This window comes from Nocardia puris (genome assembly GCF_036051655.1).
GTDB classification, from domain to species: domain Bacteria; phylum Actinomycetota; class Actinomycetes; order Mycobacteriales; family Mycobacteriaceae; genus Nocardia; species Nocardia puris.
The window spans coordinates 1,626,737-1,650,571 of the sequence record NZ_CP107943.1; the positions used below are offsets into that span (position 1 = coordinate 1,626,737).

Below are 23,835 nucleotides of genomic sequence, written 5' to 3' on the forward strand. Positions count from 1 at the left end.
AGGGCAGGATGCGGTGGCGATCCAGCGGTATACGGTGGGCGGTCTGTCTGGTCGCGGCCGGACTGGTGGCGGCGGGCTGTAGCGCCGACGATCCGTCCGCGGAGGGCTTGTCCGGCGAGCTGGGCACCACCAGCGACATCAATCCGCGCCCGCGCGAGGAGATTCGCGCGGGCGGCAACCTGCGGCTGGCTGTCACCTCCTACCCCGCCAACTGGAACACGCTGTCCAACGACGGCAACGAGGGCGAGATCGCCGATATCCAGCGGCCCATGATGCCGCGCTCGTTCATCGTGGACGCGGCGGGCGAACTGACGGTCAACCAGGACTATTTCACCTCGGTCGAGCTGACGAACACCAACCCGCAACAGGTCACCTACACCATCAACCCGAAAGCCACGTGGTCGGACGGGAATCCGATCACCTGGGAGGACATCGCCTCCCAAGCCAACGCGCTGAGCGGACGCGACAAGTCGTTCTTCATCGCCATCACCAACGGCTTCGAGTTCGTGGAGAAGGTCGAGCGCGGCGTCGACGACCGCCAGGCCGTGCTCACCTTCAGCCACCCGTTCGCCGAATGGCGCGGACAGTTCTCCGGGAACTCCTCGCTGTTCCCGAAATCGGTGACGGCCACGCCGGAGTCGTTCAACGAGGGCCTGCGCGACGCTATGGGACCCACGGCCGGGCCGTTCCAGATCCAGTCCGCCGATCGCGGGCAGAGCCGAATCGTGCTGGGCCGCAACCCGAACTGGTGGGGTGAGCGCCCGAAGCTCGACACCATCACGTACACGGTGCTCGACCGCAGCGCCTGGGTGGGCGGGCTGCGCAATAACGAGATCGACGCCATCTCGCTCGCCTCGATCGACGATGTGCGGAACGTGCGCAACACCCCGGGCATCGAGGTGCGCCGCGCGCCCGGCAACCGCTGGCGCCACATCACCTTCAACGGCGCGCCCGGCTCCATCCTCGCCGAACAGGGTGTGCGCGTGGCCATCTCGAAGGCCATCGACCGGCAGGGCATCGCGGCCGCCACCCAGGCGGGGCTGGTCGAGAACCCGCGACCGCTGAACAACCACCTCTACCTCCAGGGCCAGAAGGGCTATCAGGACAACAGCCTGCCGTTCGACCCGGACGCCGCGGCGCGCGAACTCGACGCGCTCGGCTGGAAGCTCAACGGTGACGTGCGCGAGAAGGACGGCCGCAAGCTGATCATCCGCGACGTCATGTACAACGACCCGCTGTGGGTGCAGATCGCGCAGATCATCCAGCAGAACCTGGCCCGGATCGGCGTCGGCCTCACCATCGACACCAAACCCGCCGCGGGATTCTTCACCGACGTGATCCAGCCCGGCGACTTCGACGCCGCGCAGTTCATCTTCGCCGGTGACGCGTTCTCGTTGAGCAGCATGCGGCAGATCTACTACTACGACCCCGACGATCTGCAGGGCAACTACGGCCGGATCGGCTCGCCCGAACTCAACGACCTCATCGACCGCACCCTGCGCGAACTCGACCCGGACAAGGCCATCGAGATGGCCAACGAGGTGGACCGCACGGTGTTCGAGATGGGCCATTCCCTGCCGCTCACCCAGTCGGACGGCAGCTGGGGGGTGCGCTCGGACCTGGCCAACTTCGGTTCGCCGGGCCTGGCGACCTACGACTACACCAAGATCGGATTCGTGCAATGACCGCTACGTTATCTCGCCCGCGCCGGCTCGGCCTGCGCGTGGCCGCGCCCGCCGTCGCCCTCGCGTTGATCCTGTCCGGCTGTGGCGGGGATTCGAACCTCAAGACCGGGGACGCGTCGATCGGCGACACCAACGACATCAACACGCGGGACGTCAGCGAGCTGCGGGACGGGGGGAATCTGCGGCTGGCGCTGACCTCGTTCCCCGCCACCTACAACACCCTGCACGTCGACGCCGACGGCGACTCCTCGGAAGTCGTGGGCTGGACGCTGCCCGGCACGATCAACTCCGACGCGGCGGGCAACCTGACGGTCGACAAGAACTTCTTCACCGACGTCCAGCTCACCGGCACCGACCCGCAGCAGATCACCTACACGATCAATCCCGAGGCCATCTGGACCGACGGCACCCCGATCACCTGGGAGGACTTCGCGTCCCAGGCGAACGCGCTGAGCGGGCGCGACCTCGAATTCCAGGTGCGCGCGACGCAGGGCTACAGCCGGATCGAGAAGGTCGAGCGCGGCGTCGACGATCGGCAGGTCATCGTGACGATGGCCCAGCCCTACGCCGAGTGGCAGGGCATGTTCAACCCCCTGTACCCGAAGGCCGCCACCGAATCGCCCCAGGCGTTGAACGATTGGGCCCGCAACGAGCTGCCGGTCTCGTCCGGGCCGTTCATCATCACGAACATCGACCGCGCGCAGCAGCGCATCACGCTGGGGCGCAACCCGCAGTGGTGGGGCGACACCCCGAAGCTGGAGAACATCACCTACTCGGTGCTCGACTACTCCGCCCGCATCGGCGCGCTCCAGAACAACGAACTCGACGCGGCGACGGTCTCCGGCATCGACGAGGTGACCACCGCCTCGAACTCGCCCGGCATCGTGGTGCGCCGCGCGCCCGGCCCGAGCTTCTCGCACTTCACCTTCAACGGCGCGCCCGGCTCGCTGCTCGAGGACCCGCAGCTGCGGATCGCGATCTCGAAGGCGATCGACCGGCAGGGCATCGCGACGGCCATCCAGAACGGCGTCGTCACGAATCCGAAGCCGCTGAACAACCACGTCTTCCTGCACGGGCAGAAGGGCTACCAGGACAACTCCGGAGTCGTCGCCTACGACCCCGCCGAGGCGGCCCGCATGCTCGACGAACTGGGCTGGACGCTCAACGGTGACGTGCGGGAGAAGGACGGGCGCCAGCTGGTGCTGCGCAATGTGATGTTCCAGCAGGCCACTTGGGTGCAGGTCGCGCAGATCGCGCAGCAGAACCTCGCCGCCGTCGGCGTGAAGATGGAGATCCAGACCTTCCCCGGCAACGGGCTGTTCACCGACGTCATCGACCCGGGCAACTTCGAGATCTGCCAGTTCACCTGGGGCGGCAGCATCTTCCCGCTCGGCTCGCTGCCGCAGATCTACTCCTACGACCCGGCCAACCCGCTGAGCAACAAGGGCCGCATCGGCAGCCCCGAACTCAACGCGCTCATCGAGGAGACCATCTCCGAGCTCGACCCGGATCGCGCCGTCGAACTGGCCAACGAGGCCGACAAGATGATCTTCGAACTCGGTCACTCGCTGCCCATCACCCAGTCGGCCGGCACCGTCGCGACCCGCGACAAGCTCGCCAACTACGGCGCGTTCGGCTTGGCGTCGGTCGATCCGACCAAGGTCGGCTTCCTGCCGTGAGCCCACGCGCGGGCCACCCGCTGTCCTATCCCCTCGCGGTGACAGCGGGTGCGCTCGCGGTGTGCGCGGCCTGGATCCCGTTCGCCACGATCGACCAGGGGGCGGCCATCTCGACCGTCGCCCTGGCGATCGTGGGGTACACGGGTTTTCGCGTGTGCCGGGCTCTGGGGGTGTTGTCGAATGGGTTGCCGGTGGGGGAATCCAGCGGTAGCGCAACCGGTTCGGGGCGCCGCGACTCGGATGCGGGCGGCTCCGAGAGGGTACCTGGCGGCACCACCGCGCGCGACACCGTCGGCACTAGCACCACGTCGGCGACGGGGGCCGGACGCGGGCGTGGGGGCGACCCCGAACCGAGCCCCGGCACCGCCGCCGGAGCCGCACCCGTCCCCGGGAAGCACCCCCAGCGGATACCCACCGGCGCCACCGTCCACATCACCCGCATCCGCCAACAGCACCGCCTCACCAGCCGCACCTGGCTCGAAGTCACCACCCCCGGCCAACCCACCCACTGGCTCCCGGTCTACTTCGACCCGGCTCTCCTAACTCTCACCCCCCAAAACGCCACCGCCACAACCCATTCCCTCCACACCGAATCCCTCCGCCTCTACCCCTCCGGCCGCGCCCGCACCACCGAACCCCCCGGCCGCCTCATCGACAACCCGACCCGCCCCACCCCCGACGCCCCCACCCTCACCGCGACCACCACCCGCCTCCCCCGCCGCCTCCTCCTCGACGCCCAACCCGCCGTAGCCGCCCCCTTCGCCGCCCTCCTCTGGATCTACCTCGACGGCGGCACCCTCTGGACCTTCACCGCCGCCCTCACTGTCGCCTTCGCGACGGCCACCTGGCTCCCCGCCATCCGCGGGTCCGACCCGAGCTAGCGCAGCACCCGCTCGTCCCCGGACCACCCGCGGTCACCACCGGCCGATTCACCGGTCGAACAACCAACTCCCCCTCGTGCTTCCCGGCGTTCGGCGACCTGACGCCGCACTTCCCTGAGCTCCGGTACATGCTCGGCGCCGAGGGCAGGTTGCGATCCCTCGCCGATGTTCTTCAGCCGCAAGGACGAATAGCCCCGGTGGGCCGCTGACTTCGATCATGTCGCCGGGGCTTTGTGTTGTCCGCAATCCCTGGATCGAGGACAACGGCTTCGAAAGTTCCAGTGCGACACCAAGATGTCGGCTCGGCTACGGCACGCCAATCCACTCAGGGCGACACGCCGAGGCCATGCGACGGGCGGGATCGAGTCCGATCTCTGCACACTAACGCCGACCGGCAGCTGACTCGATGGGGCGAGCACGCACCCGCTCGACGCCAGGCCCGAACCGTCGGACAGACCGCAGCGGAGCCGCGAAGGCGTAGCGGAGCAAGAGGCCCGCACTCCGCGATCGATGGCGCGGTCAACGACAACCAGGTACGACGGGGCAACGCTCAGCCTTTGAGCCGAACCGCGCCAGCCGGTTTGCCGGGCGCGCCCTACGACAGCATGCCCAGGGCGTCGGCGTGTTCCAACGTTTTGCGGACGTGCCAGGCCAAGGGTAGGTGGGTGGCCTGTTCGTAGGACATCCATTGGAAGTCGGCGGGGGTGGGGTCGGCTTCGGGGTGGACTTCGTTTTCGAAGCAGCCGAAGGTGATGGTGTGGGTGTCGCCGGCGCTGTCGACGAAGTGGGTGAGTTCGTCGGCGACGAGGACGTCGAGGCCGGTTTCGGCGGTGACTTCGCGGCGCGCGACTTCGGCCGGCGTCTCGTCGGGGGCGACGGAACCGCCGGGGATCTCCCACACGTCACCGCGATCCGGGACTCGGTGCAGCAGCACCTTTCCCGCCCGGATGAGCAACGCGTGCGCACGGAAATGCTGTTCGCTCATGTCTTGTCTCCCTCCCGGTTCCCAAGTCTGCCACGCGCACCCGCCGAACGGAATTGGTCTGACCACTTGACCAGCAGACCAGAGCGGCGCACAGTGGAGGCATGGCGTGGCAACCAGTGGTGAAGCGGTCGGTGTCGGCGGACGTGTTCGAACAGATCGCGGCCGATGTGCTGAGCGGGGAACTGTCCCCCGGCACAGCCCTGCCGAGCGAGCGGCAACTCGCCGAGGCGCTGGGCGTCTCGCGGCCCGCGGTGCGCGAGGCGTTGCAGCGGTTGGTCGCGGCCGGACTGGTGGCGGTGCGTCAAGGGGACGCGACGACCGTGCTCGACTACCGGCGCGGCGCGGGCCTGGAAGTGCTGCCGCGCCTGCTGATCCAGCAGGGCACGCTGGAACCGGCTGTCGCGCGCAGCATCCTCGAGGCGCGGCTGCACAACGGGCCGAAGGTCGCCGAGCTGGCGGCCGCGCGCGCCGATCGCGAACAGCTGGGCGCCGCGCTGGATCGCACCGTGGCGGCACTGGCCGCCGAAACCGACCCGATCGCGCGGCAACGGCACGCGCTGGAGTTCTGGGATCACGTGGTGGACGCGGCCGATTCGATCGTCTTCCGCCTGATGTTCAACATGCTGCGCGCCGCCTACGAACCCGCGCTCGCCGCGCTCGCGCCCCTGATGACTGCCGAGGTCGGCAACGCGCCCGGCTATCGCGACCTGGCCGCCGCCATCGTGGCGGGCCGCCCCAACAAGGCCGCCGAGAAGGCTCGGGCACTGCTCGAGCCGGCGACCACCGCCCTGATCGGCGCCCTGGACGGGCACTGATCGCGTGACACGACGAGGTGTTTCACAATGTCGGAATCCACACTGCGCCGCGGACTTTCGCTGAGCGACGCGTTCCGCGAATTCCTGCGCCATCCTTCACCGTGGATGATCGCCACCGTGCTGGCGGGAGCGCTCACCGTCCGGTTGATCGTGGGCGACTGGCAGCTCACCGACGCGCTCGTGCCTCTGGTGATGCTGGCGCTGTTCCCGGCGTTCGAGTGGGTGGTGCACGTGACCGTATTGCATTGGCGGCCCAGGAAACTCGGGCCTATCACGCTCGACAGCGAGCTGGCCCGCGACCACCGCCGCCATCACCGCGACCCGCGCGACATCCCCCTGATCTTCATCCCCACCCGCTCGCTGATCGTGGTCATCGTCGTTCTGCTCGCCCTCACCGCGTTCGCGTTCCCGCGCGTCGGGCTGGGCCTGACCTTCCTGCTCACCGTCACCGTGGTCGGCCTCCTCTACGAGTGGACCCACTACCTCATCCACACCGACTACAAGCCGAAAACCGCCCTCTACCGCGCTGTTTGGCGCAACCACCGCCACCACCACTACAAGAACGAGCACTACTGGTTCACCGTCACCACCTCCGGCACCGCCGACCGCCTGTTCGGCACGCGCCCCGACCCTGCCGCGGTCCCGACCTCCGCCACGGCGCGCAACCTCCACGGCACCGCCTAGCGGACGCCCAGGCGCCCGATCCGGTCAGACCGACCGGTCGAGAAAGTGGGCGTTCCAGATCGGGGCCGCCCGTTGATGCGAGTCCACTCCCGCGAAGAAGGAGTTCGCCAAGCCTGCCGGCGCACTCACGACATCGACGTGAGGCGGTCGGCCAGGCGGTCGGTCGCCCATTCGAGGGGCGCGCGGCCGAGGAAGCGGTTCCAGAAGTAGGCGACGATCAGGGTGAGGGTCAGGAGGGTGATGAGAACCGCCGCGCGGTCGAGGGTTTCGAGGTTCAGGCCGGTGAGGGCCAGGACGGAGAGGGTGTACAGCGTGATCGGCATGCGGCCGACGGCGGACAGTGGAGCGAGCCGGCGATGCAGGGTGGTGGGGATCAGCAGGATGAGCCCGAGGAGTAGCGCCGCGACACCGGCCGAGCCGAGGATCTGGAGCGGTGTGACGACGGATTGGGCGGAGGCGGCGAGGAGCGGGTCGTAGGCGGGGCCTGTGGGGCCGGTCGAGAGGGACCACATCGTATAGAAGTCGGAGTCGGGCGGTAGATCGATGTAGGTCGCCCCCGTCGACGCCCCTTCCTCCAGCGGCGTGTAGGCCGTCCACCCGAACCCCGCGGAATCCCCCTCCATCGACCAGACCGCGAAATACCCCACCATCGCCGCGACCAACCCGCCGACCACCAGCCCGACGCGCACCCGCACCTCCTCGGAATCGAGACGCCCGATCGCGACCCCGAGCAGCAGGAACGGCACCCAGACCAGCACCGGGTACACGCCATCGAACGCCATCTCGGCGACGAAACCCGACCCGGACCGATCCGAGGCGACCCACCCGTCGAGGTAATCCGCGTACCGCCGCGGCATCTCCGGCTGCCACCACCACACGAGCAACGGCCCCGCGACCGCCGTCACCACCGCCGCGACGAACAACCACCGCGCCCGCCACCCGAGCACCAGAACCCCCACGGCGACGAGCACCGCGAAACTCTCCAAGATCACGGACGGCGAATCCGACACCGTCACCAGCACACCACCGAGCACGAACAACGCCCCCGCCCGCACCAGCGCACCCAACCGCGCCGCCACCATCTCCGCCCCGCGCAACGGCCGCGACCCGCCGGACAGCACCGCGAGCACCACCCCGCCGAACACGACGAAGCACACCGCCGCGCGCCCCACCGCGAGCGATCCCGGCCCCGACCACCCCAGCGGATTCCCGCCCATCACGTCGGCGACGATCATCCCGATCGTCGCCACGCCCACCGCGATCACGAGCGCCACATCGCTCCCCCGCTGTTCGGCCATCCGAGCATCCTCCCGGAATCAGCTACTCGATGGCAATCAGCCGGGCGATGCGTGCCCGCATCGCAGCGATCTCGCACATCCCACGGAATCAACACTTGACGAGAAGATACCCTAGGGGGGTATGGTACGTCGCCATGGAACCGGTCCCGGTTCCGGAAGGACGGAAAAGTCATGGCTACACAAGGGATTTCCACCACGAAGAGATGGTGGGCGCTGGGGGTGATCGCCGCCGCGCAATTCGTGGTCATCATGGACACCTCGATCATCGGAATTGCCCTGCCCGAGATGCAGGCGGCGCTCGGGTTCTCGCAGGAGGACCTGACCTGGGTGTTCAACGCCTACGTGATCGCGTTCGGCGGACTGCTGCTGCTCGGCGGACGGCTCTCGGACCTGTTCGGCGCGCGACGGGTGTTCGCGGCGGGCTGGGCAACCCTGCTGGCCGGCTCGATCCTGGCCGGCGCGGCCGGCAACGCGGGGGTCGAACTGGCCGGACGCGCCATCCAGGGCGGCGGCGCGGCGCTCATCGCGCCCTCGGCGCTGACGCTGTTGATGATGCTGTTCGGCGCCACGCCGGGCGAGCTCACCAAGGCGCTCGCGATCTACGGCGCGGCGGCGCCGGCGGGCGGCACGGCGGGCGTGTTCCTCGGCGGCGTGATCACCGAATACATCAGCTGGCCTTGGGTTTTCTACATCAACGCCCCGCTCGCGCTGCTGGCCTTGATCGCCGTGCCCGCGCTGATGCCGGACGCGCCCGCCCGGCGGGGTTCGATCGATCTGCTCGGCGCGGTGACCGTCACCGCGGGATTGGCCGCCGCCGTCTACGGGATCGTGCGGGCGCCGGAAATCGGCTGGGGCTCGGGTGAGACCTGGGGTGTGCTGGCGGTGGCCGCAGCACTGCTGGCCGGGTTCGTCGCGATCCAGTCGCGGCGGCGAGAACCCTTGATGCGCTTGGGCATGCTGCGCGCGCCGAATCTCGCGGCCGCCAATGTCGCGCAGTTGCTGCTGGGCGCGGCGTGGGTGCCGATGTGGTTCTTCCTCAACCTCTACCTGCAGCAGGTGCTCGGCTACAGCGCGTTCCCCTCGGGCGCGGCGCTGCTGCCGATGACCACGCTGATCATGCTGGGCATGATCGTGCTGGCCCCGCGCGCCATGGCCCGGTTCGGCGCGAAACCGATGATCGTCACCGGTCTGCTGGTGCTGAGCCTCGGCCTGGGCATCATGTCGTTGATCCGCCCCACGGGCACGTTCTGGATCGACGTTCTGCCCGCGTCGCTGGTGGCCGCCGGCGGTATGTCGTTGGCGTTCATCCCTTCGCTGGGCACCGCCATCTCGGCGGCGCCGCCCGAGGAGGGCGGTCTGGCCTCGGGCCTGGTCAACGTCAGCTATCAGGTCGGCTCGGCCGTCGGCCTGGCCGCCATGACCGCGGTCGCGACCGCCTTCGGCGCGGGGCAGCTCACCGATATCGACGAACTGACCAGCGGGTTCTCCGCGGCGTTCGCGGGGGCGGCGCTGATCGCCCTGGCGGGGGCGGGCATCGCGGCCGCGACCCTGCGCGCACCGGCGAAGGAGCCGGTCGGGGCGACCGATTGACAAAGTACCCTAGGGGGGTATGGTAATAACCGAAGCGGCGGGGAACGCCGCGAATCCAGACCAGGAGGACCACATGAGCACCGCGACCACCACCTACACCGTCGACGGTATGACCTGCGGATGCTGCGTCGGCAAGGTGCGCGACAAGGTCGGGGCACTGCCGGGCGTCACCGAGGTGGCCGTCGATCTGGACGCCGCCACCGTGACCGTCACCGGCGAGACCGACCGCGACCAGGTCGCCGCCGCCGTGGAGCTCGCCGGGTTCCGGCTCGGCTGATCACTCGCACTACCCCGGAAACCTCGCACTACCCCGGAAACGGAGCACCCCGATGAACGCGACCACCAAGTTCGCCGGATTCACGCTCGGCCTCGCGGCGGTCTTCGGGATCGCCTTCGCGACCGGCGCGCTGGTCGGCCCGGAACCCTCCGGCCCGGCCGCGCACGACATCGCGCACGACGCCGGCACCGAGGCGAACACCGAGTCCCCCATCCCCGGCGGCACCCTCGCCACCGCGGGCGGCTACACCTTGAGCCTGGAAAACGCCCAGCTCCCGGCCGCACCCGATACCCCCCTGCGGTTTCGCATCGTCAACGACAGCGGTGTCGCGCTCACCGACTACACCCCGAGCCACGAAAAGGAACTCCACCTGATCGTGGTGCGCAGGGATATGAGCGCCTTCCAGCACGTCCACCCCACGCGTGAGGCGGACGGCACCTGGAGCACCCCGCTCGACCTGACCCGCGCGGGCGACTACCGCGTCTTCGCCGATTTCGTGCCCGCCGGCGGGGAGAACCTGACGCTCGGCGCGGACCTGCGAGTGGCCGGGGCATACGACCCGCAACCCCTGCCGCCGCCCACCGCCACGGCCACCGTCGGTGACTACACTGTGACGCTGGACGGCGCGATCACCCCGGGTACGGCCTCGAAGGTGACGCTGACCGTGTCGCGCGGCGGCACGCCGGTCACCGATCTCGAGCCCTACCTCGGCGCCTACGGGCATCTCGTCGCCCTGCGCGCCACCGACCTGGCCTACCTGCACGTCCACCCGGAGGGGCACCCCGGCGACGGTGTGACCGCGCCCGGCCCCGGCGTCACCTTCTACGTCACCGCGCCGAGCGCGGGCGACTACCGCCTCTTCCTGGACTTCCAGCACGGGGGCACGGTCCGGACCGCCGAGTTCACCGTGTCGGCCGCGTCCGACGGAACGCGGCAGACCACCGACGACCACACCGAGTCCACCCCCGGGCACGGGCACTGACCGCCGAAGAGAAAGGACCTCCGATGGCGACCGCGACACAACCCACGGGCCGCGTCGAATTGGTGATCGGCGGTATGACCTGCGCGTCCTGCGCCAACCGCATCGAGAAGAAGCTGAACAAGCTGGACGGCGTCACGGCCACGGTGAACTACGCGACCGAGAAGGCGCGCGTCGACTTCACCGGCGACGTCTCCCCCGACGAGCTCATCGCCACCGTCGAGCAGGCCGGCTACACGGCCGCGCTGCCCGCGCCGGAACCCACCGCCGAGGAGGCGGCCGCCGCTCCCGACGCCACCGACGCGCTGCGCACCCGCCTGCTGGTCTCGCTCGTGCTCACCGTGCCGGTGATCGCCATGGCGATGATCCCGGCCTTGCAGTTCACCAACTGGCAGTGGCTCTCGCTCACGCTGGCCGCGCCGGTGGTGGTGTGGGGCGCGCTGCCGTTCCACAAGGCGGCGTGGACCAACCTGCGCCACGGCACCGCCACCATGGACACGCTGGTGTCGATGGGCACGCTGGCCGCGCTGAGCTGGTCGGTGTACGCGCTGTTCTGGGGCACGGCGGGCACGCCCGGCATGACGCACCCGTTCGAATTCACCATCGCGCGGATGGACGGCACCGGCAACATCTACCTGGAGGCCGCGGCGGGCGTCACCACGTTCATCCTGGCCGGGCGCTACTTCGAGGCCCGGTCCAAGCGCCGGGCGGGCGCGGCGCTGCGAGCCCTGCTGGAGCTCGGCGCCAAGGATGTGGCGGTGCTGCGCGACGGCAAGGAAGTGCGCATCCCGATCGAACAGCTCACCGTCGGTGACGAATTCGTGGTGCGGCCCGGCGAGAAGATCGCCACCGACGGCGTGATCGCCGAGGGGTCCTCGGCGGTGGACGCGTCCATGCTGACCGGTGAGTCCGTGCCGGTGGAGGTCGCCGCGGGCGACGCGGTGGTGGGCGCGACCGTCAACGTGGGCGGTCGACTCCTGGTGCGCGCCACCAGGATCGGCGCCGACACCCAGCTCGCGCAGATGGCGCAGCTGGTGGAGGACGCGCAGACCGGCAAGGCGCAGGCGCAGCGGCTGGCCGACCGGATCTCCGGGATCTTCGTGCCGATCGTCATCGCGCTGGCCGCGGCGACGCTCGGATTCTGGCTCGGCACCGGCGGTTCCGTGGCGGCGGCCTTCACGGCCGCGGTGGCGGTGCTGATCATCGCCTGCCCGTGCGCCCTCGGCCTGGCCACACCGACCGCGCTGATGGTCGGCACCGGGCGCGGCGCGCAGTTGGGCATCCTGATCAAGGGGCCCGAAGTGCTGGAGTCGACCCGGCGGGTGGACACCGTGGTGCTGGACAAGACCGGCACCGTCACCACCGGCAAGATGACGCTGCTCGACGTGGTCGCCGCCGAGGGCGAGGACACCGGCGAGATCCTGAAACTGGCCGGCTCGCTGGAGGATTCGTCCGAGCATCCGATCGCGCAGGCGATCGCCAAGGGCGCACGGGAGAAGGCCGGTGAACTCGCGGCGGTGGAGGGTTTCGCCAATGTCGAGGGGCTCGGTGTGCAGGGTGTGGTGGACGGTCACGCGGTGGTCGTCGGCCGGGCCCGGCTGCTGGCCGACTGGTCGCTGGCACTGGACGCCGACCTCGAACGCGCCATGAGCGCCGCCGAGGAGCAGGGCCGCACCGCCGTCGCGGTGGGCTGGGACGGCAAGGCGCGCGGCGTGCTCGTGGTCGCCGACGCGGTGAAACCGACCTCCGCCCAGGCGATCTCGCAGCTGCGTGAACTCGGGCTCACTCCGATCATGCTGACCGGCGACAACACCGCCGCCGCCCGTGCCATCGCCGCGCAGGTCGGCATCGACGAGGTGATCGCCGAGGTGCTGCCGCAGGACAAGGTCGCCACGGTCCAGCGGTTGCAGGACGAGGGCAAGGTGGTCGCCATGGTGGGCGACGGCGTCAACGACGCGGCCGCCCTGGCCCAGGCCGATCTGGGCCTGGCCATGGGCACCGGCACCGACGTGGCGATCGAGGCCAGCGACCTGACCCTGGTGCGCGGGGACCTGCGCGCCGCCGCCGACGCCATCCGGCTCTCGCGGCGCACGCTGGGCACCATCAAGGGCAACCTGTTCTGGGCCTTCGCCTACAACGTGGCCGCGATCCCGCTGGCCATGGCGGGCCTGCTGAACCCGATGATCGCGGGCGCGGCGATGGCGTTCTCCTCGGTGTTCGTGGTCAGCAACAGCCTGCGGTTGCGCGGGTTCCAGTCCACGGCGAGCTGATTCGACGCGGAAGGGCCGAAGGGAGAACCCTTCGGCCCTTCCGTGTTTCACGGCTCAGTCGAAGGACGGGCGCTCGACGGTGTGGGCGGTGACCTTGTAGGTGGCCAGGATGACGCCGTTGTCGAGGACTTCGGAGCTGGTGAGTTCGAGGGTTTCCTCGGCGTCGACGTCGGTGAACAGGCGGCGGCCCTTACCCAGCAGCACCGGGTAGATGACCAGGCGGTACTCGTCGACCAGGTTGGCGGCGCGCAGCGCGTCGGTGAGTTCACCGCTGCCGAAGACCAGCAGGTCCTGCTCGGCGCGCAGCTTCGCGACGGCCTCGGCCACGTCACCCTCGATCCGGGTGGCGTTCCAGGTCAGATCGGTGGCGGTGGTGGTGGCGACGTGCTTGGGCATGCCGTTCATGCGGTCCTTGTAGTCGCCCTCCTCCGGGTGCTCCGGCCAGGACGCGGCGAACGCCTCGTAGGTGGTGCGGCCCAGCAGCAGGGCGTCGGCGTCGAACACCTCCGGGCTCTTGAAGTTCGCGATCCCGTCGTTCCAGAACGGCACCGTCCACGCCGGGTTCTCGATGATCCCGTCGGCCGAGATGAATTCGCTGACAACGACCTTACCCATGATGACCTCGCTTCATGTCGTGCCCCGGGCTTGTGCACCGCAGGGTCTCATCAATCCAGACGGGGCGCACGCCCCCGATTCATCGGCCCGCGAAAGGTTCTCCGCGAGGCGGAAATTCGGTGGCGGTCCGAGAGTAGGTCACCGTACGCTGACCGGCATGTTCCAGCTCGTCATCGTCTCCGAGTCCGCGGTCGCGGGCGCGATGACGGCTGCCCTGGCCGCGGCGGCACTGTCCGCCGTGCTCGACGGCGCCCGACGCTGACCTTCCCCGGGACGTCCCGGGACCTCCGACGGGGAAGGTGCCCCCGTCGCCGAGGTCCCCGAGACATCCGGCCCGCTCGCCCGAGCGCGCCCACCAGGCAAGGAACAGCCATGCCCAAGCAGACCTACGTCCGCACCAAGCCGCACGTCAATATCGGCACCATGGGTCACGTCGACCACGGCAAGACCACGCTGACCGCCGCGATCACCAAGGTGCTCGCCGAGCGCGGCGGCGGCGCCTTCGTGCCGTTCGACCGCATCGACCGGGCGCCCGAAGAGGCCGCGCGCGGTATCACCATCAATATCTCGCACGTCGAATACGAGACCGCCACACGGCATTACGCGCACGTCGACATGCCGGGGCACGCCGACTTCGTGAAGAACATGATCACCGGCGCGTCCCAGCTGGACGGCGCCATCCTGGTGGTGTCGGCGCACGACGGCGTAATGCCGCAGACCGCCGAGCACGTCCTGCTCGCCAAGCAGGTGGGGGTGCGTCACCTCGTCGTCGCCCTGAACAAGGCCGACGGGGCCGACCCCGAACTGCTCGACCTGATCGAACTCGAGATCAGGGAGTTGCTCACCGCGCAGGGCTACCCCGGCGACGAGACGCCGATCGTGCGGGTCTCCGGCCTGCGGGCGCTCGAGGGCGACCAGCGGTGGACGGCCGCGCTGCTCGACCTGCTCACGGCGGTGGACGAGCACGTGCCGATCCCGGTGCGCTACACCGACGCGCCGTTCCTGCTCCCGGTGGAGAACGTCCTCACCATCACCGGGCGCGGGACGGTGGTCACCGGCGCGATCGAGCGCGGGCGGGTGGCGCTCGGCGACCGGGTGGAACTGCTCGGGCTGGGCGGCGAACCGCTGGCCACCGTGGTCACCGGCGTGGAGACGTTCGGGCGGACCATGGAGTCGGCGCAGGCCGGCGACAACGTCGCGCTGCTGCTGCGCGGCGTGCAGCGCGACCAGGTGCGCCGCGGGCAGGTGGTCGCCGCGCCGGGCAGCATCGCCGTGCGCACCCGGTTCACCGCGCGCGTCTACCTGCTCGGCGCGGGTGAGGGCGGGCGGCGCACGCCGATCACCACCGGCTACCGCCCGCAGTTCTACGTGCGCACCGGCGACGTGGTCGGCGACGTCACGCTGGGCGACGGCGGGCTCGCGATGCCCGGCGAAACGGTGGAACTGTCCGTCGAGCTGGGCCGCCCGGTGCCGCTGGAACCGGACCTCGGGTTCGCGATCCGCGAAGGCGGGCGCACCGTGGGTGCGGGGACGGTGCTGACCGTCGAGTGAGCGAGGGCCCGGTCCGGTGGGGTTGTCCACCGGACCGGTCCTTCCGATCAGGCGTACGATCGTTTCCCCGACCGGACGGTCGGGTACTCCTTCGGGGCGGGCGGCCACGGATGCGGAGTGAGCGGTGGAGTGGTTCACGGCGCCGGAGTATTGGCAGGCCAGGCTGGTGTTTCAGCGTGGTCTGGCGGTCGTGTATCTGCTGGCTTTTCTGGGGGCGGCGCTGCAATTCCGGGCGTTGATCGGGGAGCGGGGGATGCTGCCGGTGCCGCGGTATGTGCGGCGGGTGCCGTTCCGGAACGCGCCGAGCGTTTTCCAGTGGCACTACTCGGATCGGTTCTTCGCGGTGGTGGCGTGGGGTGGCGTCGGGTTGGCGGGGGCCATGGCGGTGGGGCTCGGGGACGCGGTGCCGCTGTGGGCGTCGATGGTGCTGTGGGCGGCGCTGTGGGTGCTGTACCTGTCGATCGTCAACGTGGGACAGGCGTGGTACTCGTTCGGATGGGAATCGCTGCTGCTCGAGGCCGGTTTTCTGGCGATCTTCCTCGGTAACGACACGGTCGGGCCGCCGCTGCTGGTGCTCCTGCTCCTGCGGTGGCTGCTGTTCCGGGTGGAGTTCGGGGCGGGGTTGATCAAGTGGCGCGGCGACCCGTGCTGGCGCGACCTCACCTGTCTGCGCTACCACCACGAAACGCAGCCGATGCCGGGCCCGCTGAGCTGGTTCTTCCACCACCTGCCCGCGCCACTGCACCGGGTGGAGGTGGCGGCCAACCACGTGGTGCAGCTGGCGGTGCCGTTCGGGTTGTTCTTCCCGCAGCCGGTGGCCGGCATCGCGGCGGCGATCATCGTCGTGACGCAGTTGTGGTTGGTGCTGTCGGGGAACTTCGCGTGGTTGAACTGGTTGACGATCCTGCTCGCCGCGTCGGCGCTGGACGCGTGGATGCTGCCGGGGCTACCGTCGGCGCCACCCGTCGCCGAAACGCCGCTCTGGTTCGCGGGCGCGGTGATCGCGCTGACCGGTGCGGTGATCGTGTTGAGCTACTGGCCGATCCGCAATCTCTGCTCGCGCGCGCAGCGAATGAACGCCGCCTTCAACCCGATTCACTTCGTGAACACCTACGGGGCGTTCGGGACGATCGGGCGCGTGCGCTACGAGGTGGTGTTCGAGGGGACCGCCGAGGAGCACGTCACCGGCGAAACTGCCTGGCGCGAATACGAATTCAAGGGCAAGCCCGGCGCCGTCGACCGCTGGCCGCGCCAGTGGGCGCCCTACCACCTGCGCTTGGACTGGCTGATGTGGTTCGCCGCCCTCTCCCCCTCCTACGCGCGCACCTGGCTGCTGCCCTTCGTCGTCCGCCTCCTCGACAACGACCCCGACACGTTGCGCCTACTCCGCCACTCCCCCTTCCGCACCACCCGCCCCCGCCACATCCGCGCCCTCCTGTACGAGTACCGCTACACCGCCCCCTCCGAACTCCGCCGCACCCACACCTGCTGGACCCGGACTTTGATCTCGGAGTACCTGCCGCCGCTGACGCTGGACGCGATCCAGCGCCGGTCGTGAAGGGGCAGCTTCCCCGCTGCCCGTTGCGGTGTGGTGCTCCCTCGCCGGAATCCCTCTGCGGGCCGGGTGAACTCGTCGCTCCAGGCCGACGGAGCACTGCGGCGATATGGGGCACCCACCACGGCATCCGGATCAGTTCCGACGTCGACCGGGTAATGGTGCCAGAGTCATGGTCTCGAGTAGAGTGTTCGTATCCGATCTTGTTCCGATCAACTCGATGAATGGGTTCGACAATGACGACAGCGAGCGCTCCCGTCGACGTCTCCAGCTCCGGCTCCCGGGTGGAGCACGGCCCGACGTTGATCAGTATCGGCTACGAAGGTCGCAGCCTCGAGGGGCTGATCGAAAGCTTGCTGGTGGAGCGCGTCCAGGTTCTTGTCGATGTCCGGTTGCACGCGTTTTCGCGCAAGCCCGGACTTTCCAAGACGAAACTTTCCGAGGCGCTGAATGCTGCCGGTATCGAGTACGTCCACCATCGGGCTCTCGGGAATCCCCGGGACAATCGTGAGGGTTTCCGGAACGGCGATTCGGATAGTCGTCGCCGCTTTCGAGAAGTCCTGTCGACCGACGAAGCCGAGCGCGCCATCGCCCATGTGATGGAACTGCTGGACGGTGGAGCCGTTGCCCTGCTCTGCTACGAGCGTGACCACGCGACCTGTCATCGCGACTTGGTCGCCGCCGAACTGCTGGCCGCCATGCCGCGCGCCGAGATCATCCACCTCTAGAACAGCGTCATCGGCGCGGGGAGCGCGTACCACGTTCCGAGGATGGAGAACGTGTGGTGCCGCCGGGCCTGGTTGCCCAGGTAGAAATGGAGATCCCGCGACGGATCGCACATTTCGTCCCCCCACTTCTGTTCGATCTTCAGCTTGGCTTCGGCGTCGCCGTAGGCGCGTTTCCACTGTCGCCCCGCCTCACCGAGCTCCCAGTCCAGGACCTTCTGCGTATGGCCGGAACACGTCGTGGCCGCACAGCGGTACCGGTACCGGACTTCATAAGGCATGGGCTCCAGCGGCGGCAACCCCGGCCCGAGCAACGTATCTTCACCGGCGCGCCGAATCTTTTCCAATTGGTCGGCATCCCAAGGCTTCCCGTCCGACACATATATCTGATCAATTCTCGGTTCGATGAGCCCCAGGGATCTCGGTGCCGGATGGCCGTCTTTCCAGTTCGCGTTGGTTGATATCAGTTCGCAGGTCGTGGTGTCTCCTATCAAGTCTCCCATCAGATTTCGGCGTGCCGTCCACGCGCCGCCCGAGGGCACACTTCCCAGCACTTTCAGCGAGTACTGGTCTGGCCTAAACGATTCCAGGCGCGGATCCCGGCCGCCATGTCGTTGCACATCCACGCTCACTCGCGCGTACTTGTCGAACCGATAGTCCGTGTCGATACCGCGAAATCGGACAGGATACAGACGAATCCATTCCGGTTTATCGCCATCCAGACGAACACCGGCGACGCAGACGGTCTCCTCGTATCGAACCGACGGAGACGGATACGTCTTCACAGTGATGAGTATTTCCGCGGATTGATGTCCAAGCTTCGCCACAGCGCCCCCTCGGCAGCAAGACCAGTACACCCAGAAATACCAGGCGGCGGGCTCAGATGTCCATAGCAGAAGCGCATTTCTCCGTCCGCGTAGTGACGGGCGCCCGGGCGTCGCCGTCGAGACACCTCAGCGATTGCTCAGCAGTCGGCCGGCGGCGGATGGCCACTGAGACGGGCGTCGAGCCAGTCGATGGCCCCCGGGAAGCCCGCGAACAAGCCGATGGCGTGTTCGCCCGGGACGGTGCGGCGTACCGACGGAACGCCGAGCGCGCACTGGCGGCGGTGGAACTCTTCGGAGCCGGTGCCGGATACCCAGATGTCGTGCGCGGCGTGGTAGATGTACAGGGGCGCACCGGATTTGCGATCCATCAGGTCCGCATGGTCGAAGATGCGTTGCGCCGCTTCGCTGCCGAGCGGGTCGGCGACGTCGGTGAGGATTTCGAGGGGGATTCCGGTTACGCCGAGCGGGCCGTTGCTGTCGCCGCACACGTCCCGCACCGGTGAGGTGGCGAGCCACTGGCCGAGGTGGTTGAGATGCGCCAGCAGCTCCGGGTGTTCACGCGCCATCGCCAGCGCCACCACCAGCAGGATGCCGGAGGCCATGTTGCCGTTGAAATCTCGGGCCACCTCGCGGTAGTCGGTGATCAGTCCGCCGGTGGCGGCGCCGACCAGCACGCCGGACAGATCCGGTGCGTATTCGTCGAGCAGCACCGCCGCCGCGTACGCCGCGATCGCGCCGCCGGAGTACCCGCCGACGGCGAATCGGCTGTCGCCGAACTCTTCCGGGGCGAGCCCGCGCACCGCGCGGATGGCGTCGAGCACCACCCGCCCGGCGACGACGGGCTCGGCGTACGACATCCACGGCCCCTCGTGATCGGGGACCAGCACCGCGTACCCGCGGCTGAGCGCCCACCACGTGGTGGGCGGGAAGAAGTCGCCCGCGTTGAACTTGTCGTGAAGTCCGTGCGCCAGTGCGTAACTCGGCGTGCAGCGCGCGCCGAGCGAGTTGATCGGCAGGGCGTTCACCGCGACCGGGCGGGTACCCGCACCCGTCCACTCGGCAGCGGGGATCAGCAATGTCGCCGTACCGAACGAGGCGGCACCCGAGGCCGAGGTGCTGCGGAACTTCACCTGCACCGCCCGCCGGATCGGCACGGCCGCGAGGGGCGCGGCGGTCGCGGTCACATCTCGCCACGTCACGAGCTCGCCGGGCGCCCGCGCGTCCAGCTCGGCGGGCCAGACGTCGAAGAACGGATCTCCGGTCGGCGAGGCCAGCACCGCTCGCCACAGGGCCGCGAGGTGCGGGCTCAGTTCACCGGTCGGCGGCGAGGGCGCGGCGGGAACGACTTTCGGCGGAACGGTGCGGTCGATCCACTCCTGGAACGGGCTCGGACGCTCGTCGGCCAGCGCCAGGGGGGTGGTGCACAGACCGCAGATGAGTAGCGAGATCAGCAGCAGCCGAAGCAGATTCGCGATCCTGACGTGTACCTTTTGCCGGTGCTCACGAGTCCGCACCGCCACCCCCGCTCCGAAGTTCTTGTCCGGCAATGAATGAGTTGAGCAATGTTGGCTCGTGGAGGTCTGCGAGAACTGTGTTTCCCGGTGCGGTTCGGCCGAGGCCCGCGGCCACCGACATGGGCAGGCCGAGACGTTCGAGCTCCGCCGCCCATCGGCCGGGGTCCAGGATCCCGCGCACCAGTCGATCCCCGTCCGATCCGGTCTTGTAGTGACTCGATCCGGTGGTCGCCCGATCGCACCCGGCGGCGCTGCCGACGCAAGTCACCTCGGCATGCGCCGCTCCCGCCCACAGCGCACCCGCGCCGCTGAGCACCACCGCAGCGCAGAACACGCGTCCCACGGCACTCGTCATCTCGATACTCCCTGCCTCGGTGGCGTCTGTCGACCCGGCGGCGAACAGCACGCTATTCGCGAAATCGCAGGTCACGCACCTGGCGGGCGGAAACTTCGGGTACGTCACCAACTCTCGTCCGCGGTTCTCTGACGCTGCCACAAACAGGTGATACGGCAACGGACGGATGGTGCGAGCGGTTCGATGACCCGGAAGGAGGTCAGGACAGGGGCGCGGGGCTGAGGGCGGGGGTCAGGTGGGCCTTGGCCCACGGGATGGCGACGGGGTGGAGGTGGCGGTTCGGGAGGAGTAGGGGGTGGGCGTTCACTTCGAAGACGAGGTTGTCGGCGGGGGCGAGGTCGACGCCGCCGAAGCGCAGTCCGACGGAGCGGACCGCGGCGGTGGCGACCGCGAGGGTGGCGGTGGGGAGGGCGTCGACGGGGACGGGGGTGCTGGTGGCGCCCGCCGATTCGTTGGTGGGGGCGTCGGGGTCGGGCTGGAGGTGGTGGACGGCCCAGAGCGGGGTGCCGTCGAGGACGACGATGCGCAGACTTTCGCGGGCGCGGCGGGCGGTGAGGTTGCCCGTGTCGCGGGACATGAGCCAGGTGCGGCCGGCGAATCCGTGGGCGGCGTCGCGGACCTGCGCGGAGGTGGTGGCGTGCGCGACGCCGCGACCGCTCATGCCGATCGCCGGGCGGATCCACACGTCGCCGCCGAGTTGGCGGAAGGCACGCTGCGCGACGATCGGGTCGCCGGTGCGCAGGACGATGGTGTCGGGGAACGGCACGCCGTCGCGCGCGAAACAGGCTATGGTGCGGTCTTTTTCGGTGGCGTCGCGCCAGCCGTTCGCGGTGTCGGCGGTGAGGCCGTGGTCCGCCAGGGTGGACAGGAAGGCGGCGAGATGTGGGCGGCGTTCCGGGGCGATCGCATAGACGAGTACCGCGTCCGGGGTGAGGGTGACGTCGCCGAGGGTGAGCCGGGGTGTGCCGTCGATGATCCGGAGGGCGCCGTGACCGCTCGGCAGGAAATGCCTGGCGTCGACAAGTTTCGGCCGCGTGCCGGTGAGGTGTTCGATCGCGCGGGACAAGGTCCGGTGGCTGCCCTCGGCCGAATCGTGGTCGTACAGCAGGATCGTTTCGCGGTCGGACACCACGCTCCCCCTCTTCACGCGTCGCCGTAGTCCGTGGGGGCGGTGCGTGGCGGCACGGACGAGCGAAATCACGTTGCCGCGAACAACATCGACCGCCTGCGCCGGGGATGATCTTACCGTGCAAGGGGATTCGTCCGGTCGAATTCGGACATCGGCGAGGGGCCGGAGAGGTCGTTGAGCGGATGACGGGATTCGAACCCGCGACCCTCACCTTGGCAAGGTGATGCGCTACCAGCTGCGCTACATCCGCGTGCACCGCCGCGCGGTGCGGCGTCGACTTTAGTCGGCCGGGGTGCGCGCGACCAAATCGGGGTCGGTCCGGCACCTGGCCGGGCGGGCCCGCGGGTGGGACACTGAGCGGGCGGGCGACGGCCCGCACGGAGGCCCGGTCGAAGGGTTCGCACATGCCGGACGCAGGCGCAAAGGGCGCGGGCGTGCCGCCGCGCTGGTTCATCAGGACGGCGTGGGTGGTGCACCGCGCGCTGTACCGCGTGACCTTCGGCAAGGTCGGCCTGTGGCGCCCGAAGCCCGACGGCTGGGGCACCCTGCGCCTGACCGTCCCGGGCCGCCGCTCCGGCAAACCCCGCAGCGTGATCCTCGGCTACGTCGAGGACGGTCCGAACCTCGTCACGCTGGCGATGAACGGGTGGGGCGAGGGCGAGCCCGCCTGGTGGCTCAACCTGCTCTCCCACCCCGAGGCCACCGTGGCGTTGAAGGACGGCACCCGCCCGGTCTACGCCCACGCCGCGGTGGACGAGGAACGCCGGCGCCTGTGGTCCCGCTGGCGCGCCATCGACCCCCACCTCGACGCGCACGCCGCCCTCCGCTCCACCGAAACCGCCGTCGTGGTTCTCGAACCGCGCGACTAGGGTGGCCCGCCTACGCCCGTTCCGCTCTACGAGCCCGGCGGGCTTCGAGTTCGGCGCGTTCGATCTCGGCGGCTTGTTCGAGAGTGGGGGCGGTGCCGCCAAGGCGGACGGGGGCCCAGCGGGCGCCGGTGGGCGGGTCGGGGTAGTCGCGCTGGGCGGTGTCGAGGGCGGTGCGGAGCGCGGTGCGCAGGGTGGCGGTGAGTTCGTCGGGGGTGCCGACGGGTGGGAGGGGTTCGCCGATGCGGATGGTGATGGGAAAGCGGTGGCGGCCCAACTGTTTCGGGACGTCTTTGGTCCAGATGCGCTGGGCGCCCCAGATGGCGAGCGGGATGATCGGCACGCCGGCCTCCAACGCCATCCGCGCCGCGCCCGACTTGAGCTCCTTCAGCTCGAAACTGCGACTGATCGTCGCCTCCGGGTAGACGACCACGAGTTCGCCCTCGCGCAGCGAATCGACGGCGCGGCCGAACGATTCCGCGCCCGCCGACCGATCTACGCCGATCGCCTTGCAGTGCTTCATGAGAAAGCCGACGATGCCGTGTTCGAGTTCGGCCTTCATCATGTACCGCACATTGCGCCCGGACCGGCGGCCGACCAAGCCCACCTCCATGAAATCCAGGTAGGCGGTGTGGTTCACGGCCAGCACCGCGCCACCGGAACGCGGAATGTGTTCCTGCCCGCGGATATCGATCCGCAGGCCCTGCCACCACAACAGCGTGCGCACCAAGCCGGTGAGCACGTCGTAGACGGGTTCACGCGCCATAGCGCGACGGTACCCGAGGAACCGAGAACAGGTGTCAGTCCTGGGCGGAGGCGCGGCGGGCGGCCTTCTCCGCGGCTTCGGCGGCGTCCATCGCGTCGGCCTCCTCGAGCGTGGGCGCGCTACCGCCGAGACGGGCGGGCACCCAGTACGCGCCGGGCTCGTGCTCGTAGTCGCGCTGCACCTCCAGCAGCATGCGCTGCATGGTGGCGCGCAGCTCAGCGGTGAGGCCGGCGGCCGGCTCGTAGGGCTGAATGGGCGCGCCGACCAGGATGGAGATCGGCGTGTTGGTGCGACCCAGACGCTTCGGGAAACCCTTCGTCCACACCCGCTGCGCACCCCAGATGACGATCGGGATGATCGGCACCCCGGCCTCGATGGCCATGCGGGCGGCGCCGGACTTGAACTCCTTGATCTCGAAGCTGCGGCTGATGGTGGCCTCGGGATACACGCCGACCAGCTCGCCCCGGCGCAGGTACTCGACCGCGGCCTTGTACGAGTCGGCGCCCGCCGCGCGATCCACCGGAATGTGCTTGAGCGCCCGCATGATCGGCCCGGAGATCTTGTCGTCGAACACCTCCTTCTTGGCCATGAAGCGGATGTAGCGCTTGGGGGTGCGCACCGGCAGGCCCGCGTAGGTGAAGTCGAGGTAGCCGGTGTGGTTCACCGCCAGCACGGCGCCACCCGTCGCGGGGATGTGCTCATCGCCCGCGACGGTGAATTTCAGACCTTGCGCGAAGAAGACGGTCCGGGCCAGCCCGATGATCGTCCTGTAGACGGGTTCCACAATTC

The 23,835-nt window shown here is 69.3% G+C and carries 21 protein-coding genes and 1 tRNA gene; 13 read left to right on the forward strand and 9 right to left on the reverse strand.

The genetic code is table 11. The features are described 5' to 3' along the window. Positions 1-8: 8 nt before the first annotated feature. Genes OHB21_RS07145 through OHB21_RS07155 form a run of 3 tightly spaced genes read left to right on the forward strand, consistent with a single transcriptional unit; the run spans position 9 to position 4,245 of the window. The gene (locus tag OHB21_RS07145; RefSeq protein ID WP_195124915.1) at positions 9-1,685 is read left to right on the forward strand and encodes an ABC transporter family substrate-binding protein; all 1,677 of its coding nucleotides are present in this window, start codon (positions 9-11) and stop codon (positions 1,683-1,685) included. Continuing rightward, complete coding sequence (locus tag OHB21_RS07150; RefSeq protein ID WP_195124916.1) at positions 1,682-3,364, forward strand: ABC transporter family substrate-binding protein; 1,683 nt, start codon at positions 1,682-1,684, stop codon at positions 3,362-3,364. The genes OHB21_RS07145 and OHB21_RS07150 overlap by 4 nt, the downstream gene beginning before the upstream one ends. Beyond that, on the forward strand, positions 3,361-4,245 hold the full coding sequence (locus OHB21_RS07155; protein WP_067509796.1) for a hypothetical protein: 885 nt from the start codon (positions 3,361-3,363) through the stop codon (positions 4,243-4,245). The genes OHB21_RS07150 and OHB21_RS07155 overlap by 4 nt, the downstream gene beginning before the upstream one ends. 595 nt (positions 4,246-4,840) lie before the next feature. Here OHB21_RS07155 and OHB21_RS07160 read toward each other — a convergent pair. Continuing rightward, complete coding sequence (locus tag OHB21_RS07160) at positions 4,841-5,230, reverse strand: NUDIX hydrolase (RefSeq protein WP_067509797.1); 390 nt, start codon at positions 5,228-5,230, stop codon at positions 4,841-4,843. Positions 5,231-5,331: 101 nt separating this feature from the next. Here OHB21_RS07160 and OHB21_RS07165 point away from each other — a divergent pair, with 101 nt between their 5' ends. After that, positions 5,332-6,045, forward strand: coding sequence for a FadR/GntR family transcriptional regulator (locus OHB21_RS07165; RefSeq protein WP_195124917.1), 714 nt, complete (start codon positions 5,332-5,334; stop codon positions 6,043-6,045). Between the two features lie 27 nt (positions 6,046-6,072). Beyond that, on the forward strand, positions 6,073-6,729 hold the full coding sequence (locus OHB21_RS07170; RefSeq protein WP_067509801.1) for a sterol desaturase family protein: 657 nt from the start codon (positions 6,073-6,075) through the stop codon (positions 6,727-6,729). Positions 6,730-6,854: 125 nt separating this feature from the next. Here OHB21_RS07170 and OHB21_RS07175 read toward each other — a convergent pair whose 3' ends face one another. Continuing rightward, on the reverse strand, positions 6,855-8,027 hold the full coding sequence (locus OHB21_RS07175) for a DUF418 domain-containing protein (protein WP_195124918.1): 1,173 nt from the start codon (positions 8,025-8,027) through the stop codon (positions 6,855-6,857). Positions 8,028-8,198: 171 nt separating this feature from the next. On the opposite strand from OHB21_RS07175, the gene OHB21_RS07180 reads away from it, so the two are divergent. From OHB21_RS07180 to OHB21_RS07195, 4 genes are all read left to right on the forward strand, one after another. Next, positions 8,199-9,617, forward strand: coding sequence for an MFS transporter (locus tag OHB21_RS07180; protein ID WP_195124919.1), 1,419 nt, complete (start codon positions 8,199-8,201; stop codon positions 9,615-9,617). Between the two features lie 73 nt (positions 9,618-9,690). Further along, positions 9,691-9,894 carry a heavy-metal-associated domain-containing protein gene (locus OHB21_RS07185; RefSeq protein ID WP_195124920.1) on the forward strand — a complete coding sequence of 68 codons (204 nt, stop codon included), beginning with the start codon at positions 9,691-9,693 and terminating at the stop codon, positions 9,892-9,894. 52 nt (positions 9,895-9,946) lie between these two features. Further along, positions 9,947-10,876 (forward strand): hypothetical protein, encoded by a 930-nt coding sequence (locus OHB21_RS07190; RefSeq protein WP_067509808.1) that lies wholly within the window; start codon positions 9,947-9,949, stop codon positions 10,874-10,876. 23 nt (positions 10,877-10,899) lie between these two features. Next, positions 10,900-13,143 (forward strand): heavy metal translocating P-type ATPase, encoded by a 2,244-nt coding sequence (locus OHB21_RS07195; RefSeq protein WP_195124921.1) that lies wholly within the window; start codon positions 10,900-10,902, stop codon positions 13,141-13,143. A 54-nt stretch (positions 13,144-13,197) separates the two neighbouring features. On the opposite strand, the gene OHB21_RS07200 is transcribed toward OHB21_RS07195, so the two are convergent. Beyond that, positions 13,198-13,758, reverse strand: a complete 561-nt coding sequence (locus OHB21_RS07200; protein ID WP_067509812.1) for a dihydrofolate reductase family protein — start codon at positions 13,756-13,758, stop codon at positions 13,198-13,200. 372 nt (positions 13,759-14,130) lie between these two features. Between OHB21_RS07200 and tuf the strand changes: the two genes are divergently transcribed. The 3 genes from tuf to OHB21_RS07215 all read left to right on the forward strand — a co-directional run bounded on the left by tuf (position 14,131) and on the right by OHB21_RS07215 (position 17,592). Then, the gene (gene tuf, locus OHB21_RS07205) at positions 14,131-15,309 is read left to right on the forward strand and encodes an elongation factor Tu (protein ID WP_067509814.1); all 1,179 of its coding nucleotides are present in this window, start codon (positions 14,131-14,133) and stop codon (positions 15,307-15,309) included. A 124-nt stretch (positions 15,310-15,433) separates the two neighbouring features. After that, on the forward strand, positions 15,434-16,867 hold the full coding sequence (locus OHB21_RS07210) for a lipase maturation factor family protein (RefSeq protein WP_067509816.1): 1,434 nt from the start codon (positions 15,434-15,436) through the stop codon (positions 16,865-16,867). Positions 16,868-17,100: 233 nt separating this feature from the next. After that, a complete protein-coding gene (locus tag OHB21_RS07215; RefSeq protein WP_067509818.1) occupies positions 17,101-17,592 on the forward strand; it encodes a DUF488 domain-containing protein in 492 nt (163 codons plus the stop codon). Here the strand turns inward: OHB21_RS07215 and OHB21_RS07220 are convergent. From OHB21_RS07220 to OHB21_RS07235, 4 genes are all read right to left on the reverse strand, one after another. Then, a complete protein-coding gene (locus tag OHB21_RS07220) occupies positions 17,589-18,416 on the reverse strand; it encodes a hypothetical protein (RefSeq protein ID WP_067509819.1) in 828 nt (275 codons plus the stop codon). The genes OHB21_RS07215 and OHB21_RS07220 overlap by 4 nt on opposite strands. A gap of 137 nt (positions 18,417-18,553) precedes the next feature. Then, positions 18,554-19,963 (reverse strand): lipase family protein, encoded by a 1,410-nt coding sequence (locus OHB21_RS07225; RefSeq protein WP_228789730.1) that lies wholly within the window; start codon positions 19,961-19,963, stop codon positions 18,554-18,556. Positions 19,964-20,484: 521 nt separating this feature from the next. Beyond that, a complete protein-coding gene (locus OHB21_RS07230) occupies positions 20,485-21,414 on the reverse strand; it encodes an ATP-grasp domain-containing protein (RefSeq protein ID WP_195124922.1) in 930 nt (309 codons plus the stop codon). Between the two features lie 177 nt (positions 21,415-21,591). Continuing rightward, a tRNA-Gly gene (locus OHB21_RS07235) sits at positions 21,592-21,664 on the reverse strand. A 154-nt stretch (positions 21,665-21,818) separates the two neighbouring features. On the opposite strand from OHB21_RS07235, the gene OHB21_RS07240 reads away from it, so the two are divergent. Further along, positions 21,819-22,283, forward strand: coding sequence for a nitroreductase/quinone reductase family protein (locus OHB21_RS07240; RefSeq protein WP_067509823.1), 465 nt, complete (start codon positions 21,819-21,821; stop codon positions 22,281-22,283). A gap of 10 nt (positions 22,284-22,293) precedes the next feature. Here OHB21_RS07240 and OHB21_RS07245 read toward each other — a convergent pair whose 3' ends face one another. Both OHB21_RS07245 and OHB21_RS07250 read right to left on the reverse strand, forming a co-directional pair. Beyond that, entirely contained in the window at positions 22,294-23,046 is a 753-nt protein-coding gene (locus OHB21_RS07245) for a lysophospholipid acyltransferase family protein (RefSeq protein ID WP_195124923.1), read from the reverse strand. Between the two features lie 34 nt (positions 23,047-23,080). Next, a complete protein-coding gene (locus OHB21_RS07250; RefSeq protein ID WP_195124924.1) occupies positions 23,081-23,830 on the reverse strand; it encodes a lysophospholipid acyltransferase family protein in 750 nt (249 codons plus the stop codon). Between the last annotated feature and the right edge of the window lie 5 nt (positions 23,831-23,835).

Excerpts from the sequence above, each read along its gene's own strand:
- OHB21_RS07240 (WP_067509823.1), top strand. The coding sequence starts at position 21,819 with ATGCCGGACGCAGGCGCAAAGGGCGCGGGCGTGCCGCCGCGCTGGTTC.
- OHB21_RS07160 (WP_067509797.1), bottom strand. The coding sequence starts at position 5,230 with ATGAGCGAACAGCATTTCCGTGCGCACGCGTTGCTCATCCGGGCGGGA.
- OHB21_RS07190 (WP_067509808.1), top strand. The coding sequence starts at position 9,947 with ATGAACGCGACCACCAAGTTCGCCGGATTCACGCTCGGCCTCGCGGCG.
- tuf (WP_067509814.1), top strand. The coding sequence starts at position 14,131 with ATGCCCAAGCAGACCTACGTCCGCACCAAGCCGCACGTCAATATCGGC.
- OHB21_RS07145 (WP_195124915.1), top strand. The coding sequence starts at position 9 with ATGCGGTGGCGATCCAGCGGTATACGGTGGGCGGTCTGTCTGGTCGCG.
- OHB21_RS07150 (WP_195124916.1), top strand. The coding sequence starts at position 1,682 with ATGACCGCTACGTTATCTCGCCCGCGCCGGCTCGGCCTGCGCGTGGCC.
- OHB21_RS07180 (WP_195124919.1), top strand. The coding sequence starts at position 8,199 with ATGGCTACACAAGGGATTTCCACCACGAAGAGATGGTGGGCGCTGGGG.
- OHB21_RS07195 (WP_195124921.1), top strand. The coding sequence starts at position 10,900 with ATGGCGACCGCGACACAACCCACGGGCCGCGTCGAATTGGTGATCGGC.
- OHB21_RS07215 (WP_067509818.1), top strand. The coding sequence starts at position 17,101 with ATGACGACAGCGAGCGCTCCCGTCGACGTCTCCAGCTCCGGCTCCCGG.
- OHB21_RS07200 (WP_067509812.1), bottom strand. The coding sequence starts at position 13,758 with ATGGGTAAGGTCGTTGTCAGCGAATTCATCTCGGCCGACGGGATCATC.
- OHB21_RS07185 (WP_195124920.1), top strand. The coding sequence starts at position 9,691 with ATGAGCACCGCGACCACCACCTACACCGTCGACGGTATGACCTGCGGA.
- OHB21_RS07170 (WP_067509801.1), top strand. The coding sequence starts at position 6,073 with ATGTCGGAATCCACACTGCGCCGCGGACTTTCGCTGAGCGACGCGTTC.
- OHB21_RS07245 (WP_195124923.1), bottom strand. The coding sequence starts at position 23,046 with ATGGCGCGTGAACCCGTCTACGACGTGCTCACCGGCTTGGTGCGCACG.
- OHB21_RS07165 (WP_195124917.1), top strand. The coding sequence starts at position 5,332 with ATGGCGTGGCAACCAGTGGTGAAGCGGTCGGTGTCGGCGGACGTGTTC.
- OHB21_RS07175 (WP_195124918.1), bottom strand. The coding sequence starts at position 8,027 with ATGGCCGAACAGCGGGGGAGCGATGTGGCGCTCGTGATCGCGGTGGGC.